Annotated in this window: 11 protein-coding genes and 1 pseudogene; 4 read left to right on the top strand and 8 right to left on the bottom strand. The window is 43.1% G+C overall.

Annotation, left to right across the window (positions count from 1 at the left end; all coding sequences use genetic code 11):
• Window positions 1-2: 2 nt before the first annotated feature.
• The 4 genes from EYW48_RS06290 to EYW48_RS06275 form a co-directional block, all read right to left on the bottom strand.
• Window positions 3-905 carry an alpha/beta hydrolase gene (locus EYW48_RS06290; RefSeq protein ID WP_274676317.1) on the bottom strand — a complete coding sequence of 301 codons (903 nt, stop codon included), beginning with the start codon at window positions 903-905 and terminating at the stop codon, window positions 3-5.
• A 108-nt stretch (window positions 906-1,013) separates the two neighbouring features.
• On the bottom strand, window positions 1,014-1,907 hold the full coding sequence (locus EYW48_RS06285; protein ID WP_277432018.1) for an alpha/beta hydrolase: 894 nt from the start codon (window positions 1,905-1,907) through the stop codon (window positions 1,014-1,016).
• Window positions 1,908-1,924: 17 nt separating this feature from the next.
• The gene (locus EYW48_RS06280; RefSeq protein WP_277432017.1) at window positions 1,925-3,844 is read right to left on the bottom strand and encodes a TonB-dependent receptor; all 1,920 of its coding nucleotides are present in this window, start codon (window positions 3,842-3,844) and stop codon (window positions 1,925-1,927) included.
• A 145-nt stretch (window positions 3,845-3,989) separates the two neighbouring features.
• On the bottom strand, window positions 3,990-4,928 hold the full coding sequence (locus tag EYW48_RS06275; protein WP_277432016.1) for a LysR family transcriptional regulator: 939 nt from the start codon (window positions 4,926-4,928) through the stop codon (window positions 3,990-3,992).
• A gap of 459 nt (window positions 4,929-5,387) precedes the next feature.
• Between EYW48_RS06275 and EYW48_RS06270 the strand changes: the two genes are divergently transcribed.
• The 3 genes and pseudogenes from EYW48_RS06270 to EYW48_RS06260 all read left to right on the top strand — a co-directional run.
• On the top strand, window positions 5,388-5,969 hold the full coding sequence (locus EYW48_RS06270) for a class I SAM-dependent methyltransferase (protein ID WP_176313799.1): 582 nt from the start codon (window positions 5,388-5,390) through the stop codon (window positions 5,967-5,969).
• 2 nt (window positions 5,970-5,971) lie between these two features.
• Window positions 5,972-8,896 carry a DEAD/DEAH box helicase family protein gene (locus EYW48_RS06265; protein ID WP_277432015.1) on the top strand — a complete coding sequence of 975 codons (2,925 nt, stop codon included), beginning with the start codon at window positions 5,972-5,974 and terminating at the stop codon, window positions 8,894-8,896.
• A 98-nt stretch (window positions 8,897-8,994) separates the two neighbouring features.
• Window positions 8,995-9,624 (top strand): annotated as a pseudogene (locus EYW48_RS06260) (nuclease-related domain-containing protein); the annotation flags it as partial.
• 384 nt (window positions 9,625-10,008) lie between these two features.
• Here EYW48_RS06260 and EYW48_RS06255 read toward each other — a convergent pair.
• From EYW48_RS06255 to EYW48_RS06240, 4 genes are all read right to left on the bottom strand, one after another.
• A complete protein-coding gene (locus tag EYW48_RS06255) occupies window positions 10,009-11,028 on the bottom strand; it encodes an AbrB family transcriptional regulator (RefSeq protein ID WP_277432014.1) in 1,020 nt (339 codons plus the stop codon).
• Window positions 11,029-11,396: 368 nt separating this feature from the next.
• Window positions 11,397-13,571 (bottom strand): catalase/peroxidase HPI, encoded by a 2,175-nt coding sequence (katG, locus tag EYW48_RS06250; protein ID WP_277432013.1) that lies wholly within the window; start codon window positions 13,569-13,571, stop codon window positions 11,397-11,399.
• Window positions 13,572-13,968: 397 nt separating this feature from the next.
• Window positions 13,969-14,289: a DOPA 4,5-dioxygenase family protein gene (locus EYW48_RS06245; protein WP_053310384.1), complete on the bottom strand. Its 321-nt coding sequence runs from the start codon at window positions 14,287-14,289 to the stop codon at window positions 13,969-13,971.
• Window positions 14,290-14,369: 80 nt separating this feature from the next.
• Window positions 14,370-15,278, bottom strand: coding sequence for a LysR substrate-binding domain-containing protein (locus EYW48_RS06240; protein ID WP_277432012.1), 909 nt, complete (start codon window positions 15,276-15,278; stop codon window positions 14,370-14,372).
• Between the two features lie 105 nt (window positions 15,279-15,383).
• On the opposite strand from EYW48_RS06240, the gene EYW48_RS06235 reads away from it, so the two are divergent.
• Complete coding sequence (locus EYW48_RS06235) at window positions 15,384-16,643, top strand: D-amino acid dehydrogenase (RefSeq protein ID WP_277432011.1); 1,260 nt, start codon at window positions 15,384-15,386, stop codon at window positions 16,641-16,643.
• Window positions 16,644-16,785: the final 142 nt, after the last annotated feature.

Here is a 16,785-nt window from a genome sequence, read left to right as displayed (position 1 = left end):
ATCTATTCAACCTTCGCCTGAATAAAATCTAGCACTTTAGTGACATAGGGCTGGGTATCAAAAATCGGATCACCATGATGAGCCCCATCGACTAAATAAAGATGATTTTCTACACCATAGCCGTCAAGTACACTTTTTAAGTACTCACTTTGGCTATACGGTACCGTGGTATCATTAAGGCCATGAAAGATAATAAAAGGTGGTGTTGTGTTATTAATATAGGTTGTTGGAGAAGCCCATTCAGCAAGTTCAGCATCTTCTCTTGGTGATTTACCCAGCATTTTGGCTTGTGATGAGTCTGGCGCGTCATGGTCGATTGCTCCGCTGTTTCCTTTCAGTTCAACAAGATCGCTCGGTCCAAAAAAATCCACCACCGCAGACACTTTATAGCGCGGCTCATTCCCTGCTAGGTAAAAGCCATTATCATAAGTATTAGACGTCGCCACTAACATCGCCAAATGCGCCCCCGCAGATCGGCCCATCATCACAACGCTATCGTTCTTTAAAGAGTACTCCTGATGGCGATCAATCAGATAATTGATCGCATCGTTAATATCTGCGACCGGTGCAGGAAACGTTGCTTCGCTACTTAAGCGGTAATTTATCACCGCAACAGCGTAACCATGGTTTAATAACGTGTTCGCTAATCGCCCATTTTTAGTGAGAAATTCATCTTTCGATCCACGCATCCATGCTCCACCATGAACCCACACCAGTAAAGGTAACACTTGTTGCTGGCTAGGTAGATAAAGGTCCAACTCAAGAGTCTTCCCATTCACTGTCTTATAATCGATAGTTTGTTTTTGAACTGGAGCTGGTGTGGTCTCATATCCACTTTTCACACTACATCCAACTAAACTAACGGTACTAATCAGCATGGTTAGCAGTACTGTTACTCTTTTCATTGCAATGACCTCTTCAAGTAATATACGCACCAATATTAAAGTGATTGCTTAGTCTATCCAGTCTTTTTGCATTTATTTACACTAAACTTTGTGACTTACACACCCACTTCAGCCATTAGCTGGCAGATAGCGTTGGATGAAACGTATGACAGCCGGAACGTATTGCTTCGTGTCAAAGACTTTCGCGCTATGGCCTACGTCTGGTTCAATCAAAAGTTGATTCTCAACTCCGTGTTGATCTAGCTGTTTTTTAAACTCGATACTTTGCGCTATCGGTACTTGTTTATCCTTATCGCCATGCAGCAAAATAAACGGCGGCGTATTCTGGTTAACATAAGTCGTAGATGATGCCTGTTTCGCGATTTCAGGAATAATGCTCGGCGTATCACCTAAGAAACGAGAAACTGATGACTTCTTACTCGCGATCTTGCCACCCTTGTTGCCAAGCGCTAACAGGTCTGTCGGACCAAAAAAGCTCACGACAGCTTTTACCTGATATTTGGGTTTCTCATAGAACTCAATGTTGCCATGTACATTCGTCGTTCCTATTAAACCGGCTAGGTGTCCGCCAGCAGATCGTCCCATCATCACCAAATTATCTGCTGCGATATGGTATTGCTGCGCATGGTCATGAAGAAAGTTAAGAGCATCGTTAATGTCTTGCACAGGCGCAGGAAAGGTAGCCTCTCCGCTTAAACGGTAATCCAAAGCCGCAAGTGCATAGCCCTTTTCAATAACAGATTGCAATAACAATGGATTGTTAGTGGGAATCGCATCCTTACTACCTCGTTTCCAAGCACCACCATGCACCCACACCAAAAGCGGATAAGGTTGAGCAGGTTGCAATTTAGGTTTGTAGAGGTCGAGTTTAATCTCTCGGCCTTGAACAGTTTTGAACACGATATCTTTGGTAACCACAGCACTATTTAAGGTGTTCGCATGCACATTTGCAGTTAGCATGCTCAGCGAAATAACACTAAGCAAGGTAATGATTTTCTTCATTGATTTTAAATCCAACATTAGAACGATGCTTCTGCAGCAACCCAGTAACGGCGACCATCTTCAACGTAACCATATTCATCGTAAGTCGTTTCCGCATCGAATAGGTTGTAGATGCCAGCCATCAGCTTGAGTTGACGATTGATTTGCCAATTACCACCAAAGTCCACATAAGTAATTGAAGGCGCTGAGACATTGAGCGAATCCACCGTGATTGGATCGGACTCTTCACTACGATAAGACACACGAAGCCACGAGTTAACATTATCACGAATAGCCCAGTCTGCATTCAGCGCAATTAAGTGCTCTGGCGCTTGCGTCAACGGTTGACCTTTATCTTCACCCGACTTCTTCTCACTGTAGGTATAGGTGTAAGTCGCGCCTACGTTGATCGTTTCAGTTATGCCTTTATTGATCGAGCCCTCCGCACCATAAGTGATCGCATCTTCGATGTTCACATAGGTAGAATCACATGCACGCCCAGTACAACTTGGGTCTAGGTTTACATTATCGATCTTATCTTTAAAATCATTGTAGAACACGGTTAGACTGGAATTCAGATCGTTTACACCTGAGAAATACACACCTAGTTCAGTGTTAACTGAGGACTCTGGTTTCAAATCTGCATTTCCGTAAACCTCACACCTACCGTTACAGCTTTCTTGCGTCCAATCATCTTCCATTTCAGTCAAGCTTGGAGCACGATAACCCGTTGAAACTCCGCCCTTCATCGTCCATTCTGGATTTAGTGTCCAAACACCGTACACTCGCGGACTAAGATGCGAGTTAAACTGTTCGTTATCGTCGTATCGCAAACCCAGAGTTAAAGCAAAGTCATTCGTCAGGTACCATTCATCTTCAGCAAATACCGACCATTGCGAGTTCTTGAAAACAAAATCACCGTTATCTAGTTCTTCACTTTCAAATGCAGCACCGATTGAAATGTAATGCATACCAAATGCTTTGGACCATTGAGTATTGGCATTGATATTTTGTACTTCTAAACCGCGCCCTACATTTTCAACCGTTTCAGTGCTGATGTATGAAGAACCAGTTACAGATTCATAGTTAGCATCATGTGCAATACCAATCGATTGACGGTTATTGTTGGTCGCAGAGCTCTTAGTCCTAGACTTCCCTTCCGTGTTCACTCGCTCTTGATCGTGGTGAGTGTAATCAAGGGTGAATGTGTCTTCTTCTGTTGGTGTGAAATACACAGACGCACGATAGTTCTCAAGTGTTTTACCGCCATTTGCATAAAGAATTTCATCTTCAATGCGCTCTTGATACATACCTGAGATCGCAGTGCTCACCAAGCCATCAACCAATGGACCTGCGAGGTAGATTTCACCTTGATAGAAATTGCCCGACTTGCTGTTTTCTTGCAGCGTTGCTTCCGCGCGTACACTACCCGTCCACTCAGGGAAATCTTTGCGCGTAATAATGTTGATCACACCACCGATGGCATCGGAACCATACAAGGTCGACATAGGGCCACGCACCACTTCAATACGCTCAATCGCATTAAGCGGAGGTAACCAATCCTGCTCAAAACCTCCCCCGCCACTGACCTGTGTTTCGCGACCAGATTGCTTACGTCCATCAACGAGAATTGCCGTGTAATCTGACGGCATACCACGCAAAGAGATCTCTTGACGAGAACCACCTCCAGTAATGACAACACCTGGAATGTCTTTCAAAGCATCGGTTAGATCTTTATAAGAACGGTTTTCGATTTGCGTACGGTCGATCACACTGATCGATGCTGGCGCTTCTAATGTCGATTGTTCATAACCAGAAGCCGTTACCACTATGGTTTCCATAATAGTGTGGTCTTCCTGCGTTTGAGATTCAGCAAAAGAAGCAAAAGGGAGTATCGCTGAAATACCTGCGGTAGCATTTACCGCAGTGCGACAAACAAATGGGATATTCTTAAGCATTTTTGACAACTAATTTCATTTGCAACTGATAATTGTTATCAATTAAACCTTCATTACCCCATACTTTCAATCAATACAGTATGCACAATATCGAATCCAATTATGCAGGATCTGCAATGTTGATTTGGAGTACTCAATCATGCACTTATGCGTACATTCCGTTGTCTTCAAACAATTCGCTGAATAGTTCACGGATCCAAATACACATTGGGTCATCATGAAAACGCTTGTGCCAATACAGATAAACTTGTGAGAAATCCAAACGCAGTAGCTCTGGAACTTCGCGTGTAATTAAGCGTTCATCCAGACAAGCCGCTTCGGCGAATGGCGTCGGTAAATGAAAGATAATGTCTGTTTCAGCGGCAATACTCGGCGCTGATGTGAAGTTGCTGAGTTGCACCGGAGCAGACAAACGCTGCTTCTTATCCGCCAAACCTAACTCAATGAATTTGTGTTCGAACGACAGTGTTTTTTCTCCCTGTAGAGAGATTTGGCCAAAATGGTAATCACGCAACTTCTCTGCCGTTAACACTTCATTGGCAAGAGGATGGTTTCGACCCATCAACAAACGAAAATCTCGTTTAGCCACAACCTTACGATAGATATTTTGTTCTGATGTCGGTGGCTCATGGGAAGAAAGCAAGAAATGCACGTCACCAGACACCAGCTCCTCAAAATGGCGTTTCGGCGTTGTGTCGATGCTGACAACAAGATTCGGCGCTCGCTCGCGAATTGCAGCAACAAGTTTTGGAATCATGGCATTGATCTGAGGCTGCAAACCATAAAATCGAACCGTGCCTTCCACCTTCTCTGGTTCAAATGAGTTCTTATGCGATAGCTTTTCAAGGCTGATAATCAAGGCTGAGATATCTGACTTAATCGCTTCTGCCTTAGGGGTAAGTTCATAGCCAAAACTCGTGCGCACCAGCAACTCATCATCAAAAAACAGTCGCATTTTTTGCAACGCTCGACTCACCGAAGACTGACTCGTATTGAGCAACAAAGCGGTGTTCGATACATGCTTTTCTTCTAGAAGGCATTTAAGAATGTAAAGTGACGTTACATCGACCTGAGGAATTTTCATAAATCGTTTTACACTTTAATCTGAAATTAAGGAGGATATGAAGGTAAGTAGGTCAGTGATGCTGATCAACCTTACAAATATTACCATCGTTTCTGTCTACTCTGTATCTTGAGTCGCTAATGTGAGTGTCACATAAATCGAGTGTTCCAACAATAACCATCCTAATTGCCTTGATTAAACTGAAAGTTACCTTGTTTCCTGCTGACTTTAGTTATTTGGAAAGTAACGCTACCCCTAATGAAAGGTAATCATGAGAAAATGACAAGCTAAATAGGAACTATTATGAATAAGCCGATCGACTCTTAGCTTGAATGCACTGTGAGCGTAGATAACAACGCAGCAACTGAAGTGGTAAGCATATCGTTAAACTCAAATAACTCAATTGATCACACTTGTACTGCAATCAATTGAGCCTTTGGTATTAGATAGTTAGAATGACGCTCACTTAAAGGAGTGGTTATGTCTATCGAGTTCTACAACCAAAACGCACAGCTGTTTTTTACAACGACCAAAGAAGTAGACACCAGTTCTCTGATTGAGCACTTTACTCCCTATTTACCTCTAGGGGGTTCTATCCTTGATGCTGGGTGTGGTTCTGGACGAGATGCAAAAAACTTCATCGACTTGGGTTATCAAGTTACGGCATTTGATGCTAGTGAAGCATTGGCAAGCCTAGCCTCTCAATTACTTCAAATTCCTGTCACAGTATCAACCTTTACTAATTTTTATAGTGATAAGCCCTTTGATGGTATTTGGGCTTGCGCATCGTTACTGCATGTCCGTGAACTGGATCTTCCTAGTACATTCTCTCATTTAGCCTCTCAATTAAAACCATCTGCACCACTGTATTGCTCGTTTAAATATGGAACCGACGAAGTTGAACGTGATGGTCGTAGGTTTACCAACGGTAATGAGCAGCGGTTATCTGAATGGATAACTCACACACCGTTGAAAATTGAAAAAATCTGGCGAACTCATGACTTGAGGGCAGAGCGCCAACATGAGCAGTGGTTGAATGCCATTCTGATTAAAAGTGAATAGTGATGAGCGCCCATAGAACGAATGATCAGGCAACCTTATGTAGCGGCCCAAAACTGAGTGCAGGAGGAGAACAAGATCCTTTACTCCCTAAGCTAATCCAAGCGATTAACCACGCAAGTGAAATAGAAATTTCGGTCTCTTTTATACAACCTTCAGGGTTAGATTTGCTGTTTGACCCTATTATTGATGCGCTCAAAAGTGGGGCATCATTAAAACTGCTCACTTCAGACTATTTAGCAATAACCCACCCAGTGGCACTAAGAAGGCTCATGATACTGGCCGAGCGTGGTGCACAATGCCGAATTTTTACCTGTGAAAACCAGCATAGTTTTCATATGAAATCCTATATATTTGTCAAAACAGAACAGGGAACCATTAGTGAGGGGTGTGCTTGGATTGGCTCAAATAACATCAGTAAAACCGCACTATTGCAGAGCTATGAGTGGGCATTACGCCATGATTTTGAGAAGCCGATTACCTCTCCTGCTGCACAAGAATTTACACATATTCGCGAGCAATTTTCGGCTATTTTTAAGCACAAGCAAAGTATTCTTCTCTCTCATCACTGGATCGATGATTACGTATTACGCCACCAGCAACTTAAAGCACAACGTTCATTGTCACTATTTGATGACTCAGATAGTTATGTAGAGACACCCACACCTAACTCGGTTCAAGTTTTGGCTTTATCAGCACTGAGCAAAAGCCGTCAGCAAGGGTACAAACGAGGGCTCGTTGTCTTAGCGACAGGGATGGGAAAAACATGGTTAGCCGCTTTTGATGCAAAGCAAGTACAAGCCAAACGAGTACTATTTGTTGCTCATAGAGAAGAGATCCTCACTCAAGCTGAAAGTACGTTTAGCAAATTGCTCCCAAATGTAAAAACAGGTTTATATAACGGTGATCAAAAAACCGTAGAAGCTGATTATCTTTTTGCATCGGTAGCCACTCTTGGCAAAAAAACACATTTAACACGCTTTGAAGTAAACCATTTTGATTACATTGTTGTTGATGAATTTCATCACGCCAGTGCTCGCAGCTACCGAGATTTATTGGCTTATTTTCAACCAAACTTTCTTTTAGGATTAACCGCAACACCAGAACGTTCTGATCAAGCCGACATTTTGTCGCTTTGCGATAACAATTTAGTGTTTGAGCGTAACTTGGTTCATGGTATTGATGAGAACATCCTAGTGCCATTCAATTACTTCGGGATTTACGACCAGTTCGTAGATTATCAAGAAATTCCTTGGAGAAATGGTAAGTTTGATCCCACAACTTTGGATAGTGCATTTGCAACCAAACAGCGTGCCGGACATATATATCAGCATTGGCTAGACAGAAAACAGCAGAGAACCTTAGCATTTTGCGTTTCTAAACGTCATGCCGATTACATGGCTGAACATTTTTGCAAACAAGGCGTGCGCGCCTTAGCTGTATACAGTGACTCGAAAATACGCCGAAATGACGCCTTAAAGCAGTTAGATGAAGGAAGCATCGATATTCTGTTTTCTGTCGATCTATTCAATGAAGGAACCGATCTCCCTGCAATTGATACCATCTTGATGATCCGCCCTACTGAATCAAAAATCCTGTTTTTACAACAATTAGGGCGCGGCTTACGCCAATCTCCTAGCACTGGTAAAGAGCAATTAGTGGTCTTGGATTTCATTGGGAACCACACTTCGTTTTTAAATAGACCAGCCACCCTACTAAATGTCGGTTCACTAAAAGAAATCGCTGAAGCCCTCAATCATCAGTTGAATCTAGCGGCTGGTTGTTACGTAAATTTTGATCCGCACCTGATTGATTTTTGGCAAACGTTGGCGAAGAAAATCCGTTCAACTGCGGCTGAAGATTATCAAGATCTAAAACATCAATTAGCGCATCGCCCCACTGCTGCCGAGTTTTTCCATCATGGCTATGACCTTAGTAAAATTCGCCGACAGATGAAAAGTTGGTTTGCATTCGTCGCCGACCAAGAAGCAGATATATCGCTGGCCCAACGCCTGATGAAGTACGGTGATTTTTTACTCAAAGCAATAGAAGTCACCTCAATGACCAAATGCTTTAAAGCCGTGCTGCTTGAAGCACTATTAGAATTAGACGGCTTACGTATTCCACCTACATTGGGTGAATTAGCTATTCAAAGTCATAAAGTACTGTTACGCAGACCTGATCTTATGCAGCGAGATCTCACAGATCAGGCAAAAAAATTTAAAGCGACAGATCAAGGATGGCTTAGTTATTGGAATCGGAACCCAGTTAAAGCGTTTACAAACTCAGATTCAACTGGCAATGCGTGGTTTAAGATTGAGGATGATCATTTTATTCCAACTTTTGAAATAGACAGCGCCGATTTACCGCTGCTGCATGACCTCATACAAGAACTAGTCGATTTACGTTTTGCTGAATATATACAACGAGTAGCTAAACAGAAAGATCACACACACTCGAAGTCCATTCAGACTACGGCTGAAATAATTCCTATACCGAGCGAAAACGGTACTCAATTACCTTTCTATCCAAATCTAAAAATTGCTTGTGGTCATTTCAAACAAGGCACTCATGATATTCAAGAGCAGTATTTAGTACCACATGGCTACGGCAAACTAGACCCAGAAAGGCACTTCATTGCACCAGCCTCAGGTAACTCAATGAATGGCGGTAAAAATCCAATTGAAGATGGCGATTTGTTACTACTCGAGTGGGTAACTCCAAAGAGCGCGGGGTCAATTTCCAACCTCGTGATGGCCATCGAAACTCAAGATGAAACTGGCGATAACCACTACTTGCTACGCGTAGTACGTAAAATGGGCCCGAATCATTACGAACTCGAAGCACAAAATCCCGACTACGCGACAATGCCAGCAACTAACACAATGCGCACTTTTGCTCGCTTAAAAAGCATTATAAATGCTAGTTAATGGTATGGGTTTGATCACAAACTATCAAACATCATACTGTTCACCATGCTCTTTATTCAATGTGCGTGGTAGCATATAAAGAAAAAGGTTAGTGCAGTATGATTGTTAAGGAAAAAGACCCAAAAAAAGCATCAAACTATAAGCAACAGTGGGGTGATAAAGTTGAGAATGATGTCGCTTTTTACCTAAGAAGACATTTTGCTGAAGACAAGAATGTTTTCATTTACCACGATCTCAGGATTGAATTCAAAAGTGAAGCAGCTCAAATCGATCACTTAATTGTTTACAGAAAAGGATTCATCATTATCGAATCTAAATCTATAAAAGGAAAAGTCCAAGTTAATGAAGCTCTAGAGTGGCAACGAACCGTCAGAGAACGATGGGTTGGCATGCCTTCACCAATAACTCAAGCCGAATTACAGGCAAAACTTCTTAAACAATTATTAAATGATAATGCGCCATATTTATTGACTAAAATGCTGATGCTACAAGGTTATTTTGGCGGGCGATGCTGGGATAAAATTTGTGCAGCATCGAATGATGCTATTATTGATCGCCAACATATGCCCGCTAAATTGTCCCCTCAAATAGTAAAAGCTGAACACGTTGCTAAACGAGCTGAAGAGATAATAGCTAGTAGAAACAATATATTAAAACCTAATCCTTCTTTCTCTGATAACGAACTAAAAAATATCAAATGCTTTTTGCTCGCGGCGCATAAACCTCTCAAATCCTGTGACAAACTCCAAAACGAGAAAATCGTTAAAGAGGAACCTGAACATTATTACAGACCTGATACACAAAACACACAAAATACAACAGCCCCTTTAAACAATGAAAAATGGTTCCCGTGCAAAGAGTGTTTAAGTCTAGATACAGAACCAAAATATGGGAAATTTGGGTATTATGTGCAATGTAATTCATGCAAAAAAAACACATCAATGAACCAAGCTTGTCCTAGCTGCGGAAATAAAAAGACCAGAGTGTCAAAAAATAAAATGCTCTATACAGTTTCATGTGATTGCGGTATGCGAACTCTTTTTACCTTCAAAGGAATAACACCAATAAACTAATTGCAACCTATAGATTGACATGATCAATACCAGAGAGCGCTACACTCTTTTTCTACTTGGTTTAAATTTTGTCGGGTAAAGCCACTTAGCCGCTAAAGGAAGCAAATGTAGGATCACCATGCGTGTAACGTGGTTGAGTACAATCAGCATCGGCTCAAGCCCTAAGTAAATAGCGGCGATGGTGATCGCTTCAATGCTGCCGGGCACCCAAGACATTAATAACACAACAAAACTTTGTTCCAATAGCAAACTAAAACCGAAGGCAAATAACAGGGTTACGCCTAAGCTTAATGCGGTCACGATGATCCCAGAACGAGTGTGAATTAAAAATTCTCTACCGGTTATATCTTTTAGACGAATACCCAATAATGCCCCAAGAGCAGATGTGGCGACAAAAACGAGCACTTGTGGTATTGCTAAGTGTGCCTCGCTCAACACGCTATTGGCGATGATCACCGTAACCATTCCAGTCACCATATAAGGGGCTGGAATGCCGATTTTCTCCAACATGCCTCCACATACCCACGCCAACAGCGCTACCGCTAGTAACCAATAAGAGACGGCCTCAAAAGTCAGTTGCAGGGCTTTGGGCTCTGCGTTAGAGGCGATAATGCCCGCTAGAATAACTAAAGCGACTAAACGAACAGTATGGGTAAAAATAACTTTGCTTGATGGAATTTGCTGCGCTTCATTGAGCGCTAATACCGCGGCCATAGCTCCGGGGACTGAGCCTAGCAGGCTGTCCATTTTCGACCATTGCTCTTTTTTATGCAGCCATAAGTAAGAGACACTGACTTGAGCAAACATACACGTTACCAAGCCAACGAGCATCAAAGGCGGCAAGTTGATAGCCGTAATATCACTGGGCACAAGCAGCCCAACACTAATTCCTAATACTAACTGTATAAAGGTCAGCGTGTGAGGTGGCAAAGTGAGTGGCAGCTTACATTGGTTAGCTATTAGCAAAATGATAACTGGGCCAAACATAGCCCCCAATGGAATTTTCAACCAAGAAAATAACACCGAAGCACACAACGATAGTGCGAGGGTTTTTATCATTTCACTGCCTTTTTAAATGGAACTGAATGGGTGAAGAACACTGTATCTGATTGGGGAAATTTGCATAGCGAATCGTATTGATTATGTGTGATATGTAGACAGTAAAATAGTGCCAACAACCGCCAGTAAGTACTCATAAATAAAGAGTATTTTATACCCTTCCTACTTGAAGTCGCAGCGGTGTTGGCTACGTTCGCTCACCCCAATCACATAGGTTATCTATGCTCATGGGGATTCACTCACTTGCCGTCTACCTGCAGCTTCAAGTTGTTTGGGTATTACAAGCTTGGATGAGCAATTATTAGAGCGAATTGGGTATAAGTAGGCCCTCACGAAGAGGGCCTTAATATAGATATTAACCTAGCCGCTTATAATAAGTCGAAGCGGTCAGCGTTCATCACTTTGCTCCACGCAGCGACAAAGTCTTTGACCAACTTCTCTTTGTTATCATTTTGCGCGTATATTTCAGCGTATGAACGCAAGATGGAATTAGAGCCAAAGACTAAGTCAACACGGGTCGCGGTCCATTTCACCTCGCCAGTACTACGCTCGCAAATCTCGTACAGGTTACGGCCCTTTGGTTTCCAGGTGTAACGCATGTCGGTGAGGTTAACGAAGAAGTCATTGCTCAAAACACCAAGCTTATCAGTAAATACACCATGTGCGCTGCCACCGTAGTTGGTGCCGAGCATACGCATACCACCAAGCAGTACCGTCATTTCTGGCGCGGTAAGGCGCATTAATTGAGCTCGGTCGAGTAACATCTCTTCTGGGTTTACAGCGTAATCTTGCTTCAACCAATTTCGAAAACCATCGGCAAGCGGTTCAAGCACATCAAATGATTCAACATCGGTTTGCTCAAGTGTGGCATCACCACGCCCCGGTGCAAAAGGTACGTTAACATCGACACCCGCAGCCTTGGCTGCCATTTCAATGCCAACATTACCAGCCAGCACAATAGTATCAGCGACACTAATACCGGCTTCTGTAGCTATGCCTTGCAGCACAGTCAGCACTTTGCTGAGCCTTTCTGGCTCGTTCCCTTGCCAATCTTTTTGTGGAGCCAAGCGGATACGCGCACCATTAGCTCCACCACGTTTATCTGAGCCGCGGAAAGTTCGGGCGCTGTCCCAAGCGGTGCTTACTAACTCACTGACGCTCAAACCACTAGCAGCAATGCTGGCTTTAACTACATCGATATCGTAGTGACTGTTGCCTACTGGCACTGGATCTTGCCAGATGAGAGCTTCTTGCGGCACATCTGGGCCAAGGTAACGCGTTTTTGGCCCCATATCACGGTGAGTCAGTTTGAACCAAGCACGAGCAAACATATCATCAAAATACGCTGGGTCTTTGTAAAAACGTTCAGCGATCTTGCGGTATTCTGGGTCCATCTTCAGCGCCATATCCGCATCGGTCATGATCGGGTTATAACGAATAGTTGGGTCTTCAACATCAACTGGTTTATCTTCTTCTTTAATGTCGATAGGCTCCCATTGCCACGCACCTGCAGGGCTTTTTGTCAGTTGCCAATCGTAAGTAAACAATAAGTAGAAATAGCCGTTATCCCATTGCGTTGGATTGGTTGTCCACGCGCCTTCGATGCCACTGGTTACCGTATTACGGCCAATGCCACGCTTCACATGGTTGTTCCAACCTAAACCTTGTTCTTCAAGCTCAGCCCCTTCTGGTTCAGCGCCGAGGTTTGCAGCATCGCCATTACCATGCGCTTTACCCACTGTGTGCCCACCGGCTGTTAATGCCACTGTTTCTTCATCGTTCATGGCCATCCGAGCAAACGTTACACGCATGTCCTGAGCGGTTTTGAGTGGGTCTGGATTACCATCAACCCCTTCAGGGTTGACGTAGATAAGGCCCATCATCACTGCGGCAAGTGGGTTTTCTAAATCACGTTGGCCCGAATAACGGCTGTCTTTTGAGCCACTTGGTGCAAGCCACTCTTTTTCAGATCCCCAATAGGTGTCTTTTTCTGGGTGCCAAATATCTTCGCGGCCAAACGCAAAACCAAACGTGTTAAGCCCCATTGACTCATACGCTATCGTTCCTGCCAAAAGAATTAAATCAGCCCAACTAATTTTGTTGCCGTATTTTTGTTTGATCGGCCATAGCAAACGACGAGCTTTGTCTAGGTTTGCATTATCAGGCCACGAATTAAGTGGAGCAAAACGCTGGCTGCCAGTACCGCCGCCTCCGCGGCCATCGGCAATACGATATGTCCCCGCAGAGTGCCACGCCATGCGGATCATCAAGCCACCATAGTGTCCCCAGTCTGCGGGCCACCACTCTTGGCTGTTGGTCATCAGTGCTTTTAGGTCATTTTTCAATGCATCAACATCAAGCTTTTTCAGCGCTTCACGGTAGTTGAAATCTGCACCCATAGGGTTAGTTTTATGGTCGTGTTGATGCAGGATGTCGAGATTAAGCGCTTTCGGCCACCAGTCCATATTAGATAAATCAGCAGAGGTAACGCCCCCGTGCATGACTGGGCATTTACCACCGGATCCCATACCTTTATTCTCCATTCTTTTCTCCTTGCTTCGCATTACTGCGGTTGACACTGTATGAATTAAACAATAAACACGCGAAAAAATTATTATTTATCATTGCGTTATGCTTAATGTAATAAGCGTGGAACAACCTTATATCAATGCGATCGCTCAGCGAGGCGAATACTGTCATTCATTAATTGGAATCGACAGGGGTACCATCTTGCTTTCACCAAAGGCATGTTTAGTTGTTTACTGCGTTGGGTATAGACTAGACAAGATAGGAATAAAGCACTAACTCAATGTAGCTATTAATTTGATAGGCAAATCCTTTTTATTCTAAAACAAGAGAAGATCTGCACTGAAAGCCTCACTTTTTAAGTGTTTTAACAATCAAAAATATTTTCATATCAAAGATATTACTCAAAAATAGCTAGCGTAATACGCTGGAATTAACGCCAAGCACGTCACCAAGCCATTGAACTTGATGATCTGAATGGTCATAAATATCATCTCCAGATACCGGATGAATCAGTACACTTAACCCTTCTCGGTGTTCATCTAACCATTCAATAAAGCCATCACTATTGTCTGAAAAATGCAGCTCAAACATAGGTTTTAGATGAGGGCCGACCAACATTGGCACTAATGGAAACATCGCGCGAATATCCTGACGTTGTTGGGCAATTTTTCGCTGCAATTGTTGAGCTTTATCTTTTTGTGCTAAATCGAAATAAACATGGGCATGAAACATATTGAATTCCTCTCATTTTTTTGCAGTTTACCGCTAAATAAGCGATGAGAGATCTCAATAAATTTGCTGAAGACTTTCAGTTAATTTGAACATCGAAGTGAAATACGCTCCTTAAGCCACTCAACAAAAATATGGACACTATGGTTTTGAGTGTGAGAAAGCAAAAAGTACCCTGCATTCGCAGCAATAGGCTCAAAGGGTGTTACAAGACGTCGTTGTGTCAGTTCTTGATCAATCAATGCCATTCTAGCCATCGCAACTCCAACTCCGGCTTCTGCGGCCGACATCGCCATATCTGTACGATTGAAAAAATGACCTTGTTGAGTTGCTATGTCTACCCCCATTTCTGACGCCCAATAAAGCCATTCGTAATCTCGCGACGCATTTGCCCACGGCATCGCATCATGCAGTAGCACGACACTATCCCAGCTTTCTTGCTGATAATGGCGATGCTGTAATTGTGGATGAGCTTGCAGGTAGGCTGCGCTCATCACTGGTAGCAGGTACTCTTCAAATAGCAGTTCCGCGTTCATTTTTTTGTAGGGCAATGGCCCGTAATCAATCGCTAAGTCGTAGTCTCGTCGGTCACTGTCTACCAGCGCTCCCTCAGCGAATATTTGAATTTGGATCTCTGGATGTTTTCTATGGAAGTTTTCTAGACGAGGTACAAGCCATTTAAATGCAAATGATGGGGTTGACTTCAGTTTGATTTCGTTAATATTTCGACTTTGATTAAGAGAGGCAATAGTACTTTCAATATCTTGAATATTCTGCTCCACCACTCTAGCAAGAGTTCGTCCTTCGTCAGTTAAGCGAATGCCACGAGAATGCCGTTCAAATAGTTTAAAACCTATCTGCTGTTCTAATTGAAGAAGCTGTTGGCTGATAGCCCCTGTCGTTAAATGTAAACTTTTTGCTGCTTCACTAAAACTGCTGTATTGCGCCACTTTCACAAATGTTGACAGCATGGATAAGGTATTACCTTTCATCGCCCTTGCTTATAGATATTCTAAACACTGGTGATAATTTATATCGATTGTTAATAAAAGGTAAAGCAATAAAACTACGTGCAACAACTATCTTAGGAGCAAGCAATGGATGTGATCGTATTAGGCAGTGGTGTGGTAGGGCTCACCAGTGCATGGTATCTATCTCAAGCAGGTCATCAGGTCACTGTCATTGATCGCCAAGCAAAAAGTGCAGAGGAAACCAGCTTTGCCAATGCAGGACAAATATCTTATGGCTACTCCTCACCTTGGGCTGCACCGGGTATTCCTCAAAAAGCGTTGAAATGGTTGTTTGAAGAACACGCTCCATTAAAAATAAAGCCATCCGTAGACCCTAAATTATTATCCTGGATGGGTAAGATGCTTTTAAACTGCCAGTTGGATCGCTACAACACCAATAAAGCACGTATGCTCGCTATCGCAAATTACAGTCGCCTTTGCTTGGCCGAACTCAATAAAAATCACCACATTCAATATCAAGGTCGCCAGCAAGGTACTTTGCAAGTCTTTAGAACCAATAAACAGTTACAAGCAATCACGAAAGACATCAAGTTGCTCGAAGAAAGTGGCATTCGCTACCAGTTATTAGATGTAAACGGTTGTATCAAACAAGAGCCGGGATTGGCTCCGATAAGCAATAAACTGCGTGGTGGGTTATACCTGCCAGATGACGAAACAGGAGACTGTTATCTGTTTTGCCAACAACTCACCGAGCTTGCGAAAAATAATGGCGTGCAATTCCAGTTTGATACCCATATTGAACGACTCAATATAGAAGGCAAAAAGATCACTGGTGTCCAAACCGATAAAGGCGAACTAAAAGCTGATCGTTATGTTGTAGCAATGGGCAGCTACTCGACTGAGTTACTCTCACCGTTAGGCATTCATCTTCCGGTTTATCCGGTCAAAGGCTATTCATTGACTGTTCCCATCATTAATGAAGCGCTTTCACCGCGCTCAACAGTGATGGACGAGACCTATAAAGTGGCGATGACACGTTTTGATGACCGTATACGTGTCGCTGGTACCGCAGAATTGGCTGGGTTTGACCCTGCGCTTCCCGCAGCTCGCAAAGCGACAATTGAAATGGTCATTCGTGATATTTTCCCTCAAGGCGGTGATCTCGCTCGTGCTGAATTCTGGACCGGATTTAGACCCATGACTCCGGATGGTACGCCAATCATTGGCAAAACACCGTTTGATAATCTCTACACCAATACTGGCCATGGAACGCTCGGTTGGACCATGGCGTGTGGCTCCGGACAATTATTGGCTGACATTATGAGCAACAAAGAATGTCATTTAGAGACCATTGATCTGAACATGTCGCGCTACACTCAACATTAACAGCATAAAACTCCAACCTTTCATTAAATACCAGCCAAAGAGCCCACCCATATAATTATTCACCCTAAAGGATTTACTTCTCATCCTTTAGGGTGAAAAGCCTCAATACGCTGAAATTTTAGCTAACTCTAATAAACCTATC

Origin of the sequence: Vibrio sp. 1180_3 (assembly GCF_029478545.1) — a bacterium.
GTDB lineage: Bacteria > Pseudomonadota > Gammaproteobacteria > Enterobacterales > Vibrionaceae > Vibrio > Vibrio aestuarianus.
The sequence above is the reverse complement of the archived record's forward strand: the minus strand, read 5'-3'. Positions and strand labels throughout refer to the sequence as shown.